This window comes from Mycobacterium sp. 1465703.0, assembly GCF_001672975.1.
GTDB lineage: Bacteria > Actinomycetota > Actinomycetes > Mycobacteriales > Mycobacteriaceae > Mycobacterium.
Genome location: NZ_LZKU01000140.1, coordinates 1 through 523, shown reverse-complemented (window position 1 = coordinate 523; position 523 = coordinate 1). Strand labels below are relative to the sequence as shown.

Annotated in this window: 1 protein-coding gene; it reads left to right on the top strand. The window is 62.5% G+C overall.

Annotation, left to right across the window (positions count from 1 at the left end; genetic code table 11):
- Nucleotides 1-523: condensation domain-containing protein (locus tag A5625_RS12545; protein WP_156748166.1), on the top strand; the 523-nt coding region annotated here is incomplete at both ends.

Here is a 523-nt window from a genome sequence, read left to right as displayed (position 1 = left end):
TTGCGCAGTCGCGGTTGTGGTTTATCGATCAGTTGCAGGGGCCGTCGCCGGTTTACAACATGGCGGTGGCGTTGCGGTTGAGTGGGCGCCTGGATGTGCAGGCGTTGTGTGCGGCGTTGGCGGATGTGGTGGGCCGCCACGAGTCATTGCGGACGTTGTTCGTTGCTTCTGAGGGGGTGCCTCAGCAGGTGGTGGTGCCTGTTGAGCGGGCTGATTTTGGGTGGCAGGTTGTTGATGCGGGCGGTTGGTCGGGGGATCGGCTGCAGCACGGCATTGCGGAAACGGCGGGGCATAGTTTTGATTTGGCCACCGAGATTCCGTTGCGGGCAAGGCTTTTCCGTCTCAGTGAGGAAGAGCATGTGTTGGTGGCGGTGGTGCATCATATCGCCGCCGATGGGTGGTCGCTTGGTCCGTTAGTGCGCGATCTCGGTGCGGCCTATGGCAGCCGGTGTGCCGGGCATGCCCCCGAGTGGGCGTCGTTGGCGGTGCAGTATGTGGATTACACGTTGTGGCAGCGTGCGCA